1 pseudogene is annotated in these 1,203 nt (G+C 67.7%); it reads right to left on the bottom strand.

Going from position 1 to position 1,203, the window contains the following annotated elements:
* Nucleotides 1-1,203: pseudogene (locus ABZS66_RS61775) on the bottom strand (carbohydrate-binding protein); the annotation flags it as partial.

The following is a 1,203-nucleotide window of genomic DNA, read 5'->3' as shown; positions in this document are numbered from 1 at the left end:
CCGCCCGGGCCGGTGCCGAGCGTCGACGCGGTGCCCGACAGCGACTTCACGCCATTGTTGGCCGTGCCGGTGAGCGTCGTGGCGGTGTAGGACGTCAGCGGCTTCGCGGTGCGCTCCACGACGTACACCGTGTTCGCCGCCGTGGCGAAGGTGACCTCGCCGGCCGTCGACGTGGTGATGATGGCGTTGTCGGAGGCCCGGCGCACCCGGATCTCCTGGGTGCCCCACGGGTTCACGACCCGCGCCTGCTTGCCGAACTGCGACCTGATGCCGACGTACTTCGTCTCGTTGCCCTCCCGCTCGGAGGAGACGAGGAAGCCGTCCTTGGCCAGCAGCGTGAACTTGCCGACGAAGTTGCTGTCGTTCGGTGCCGCCGGGAACACGCGGATCTTGTCGTTGTACGACTGCATCAGCGTCTCGTTCATCGCCGCCAGGTGCACGCCGAGGTACTCGAACACGCCGTTGGTGTTGTTGGTCATGCCGTTGGGGTAGTTCTGGTACCGCTGCAGCATCAGCTTCATGCCGGACAGCGCCTGGTCACCCAGCCCGAGGCGGGCGGCCTGCACGGCGTCGTTGGCCCACACGTTGCTGTACGGGTTGGGCCGGGTGTTCCAGCTGTTGAGCGCCGTCTGGTAGTCGGCCGCGCCGATGCCGGTCAGGTCGTAGGGCCAGATCAGCTCGGACGTCACGTTCTCGCCGTTGCGCTGCTGGGCCGGCGCCGGCGGGTCGTGCGGCAGCCAGGCGCCGTTCTGCACCTGGTACGGGTGGAGCCGGTTGAGCAGGTCCTGCCACTGCGTGCGCAGCCCGCTGTCGAGGCCGAGCTGGGTCGCGACCTGGATCGCGATCGGGGCGAGCAGCCGCACCGCCGCGAGGTCGGTGATCGCGTTGCGCACGTCCCAGTACGTCTCGTGGGCGTTCGAGTTGGGCATGACCCACTCGTTGTTCTGCAGCTGGAACCGGTTCTGGTAGAAGCGCAGCACGTCACGCATGTACGGGTACACGGTGTTCTGCAGGTAGGCCGCGTCGTTCGTGTACCGGTACTGCAGGTACATGTTGTAGGCGGCCTCGGTGCCCGTGGAGTAGATGTCGTTGACGAAGTCGCTGCCGACGGTGCCGCGGGCGTTGCCGTCCCAGCCCATCGTCTCCGGCACCCACAGTGCGTCCGCGACGCCGTAGCGCGTCTGGGTGTACGCCTTCAGCGCG

The sequence above is a fragment of the Dactylosporangium sp. NPDC005572 genome, from assembly GCF_040605515.1.
In the GTDB taxonomy this organism is placed as follows: domain Bacteria; phylum Actinomycetota; class Actinomycetes; order Mycobacteriales; family Micromonosporaceae; genus Dactylosporangium.
The sequence above is the reverse complement of the archived record's forward strand: the minus strand, read 5'-3'. Positions and strand labels throughout refer to the sequence as shown.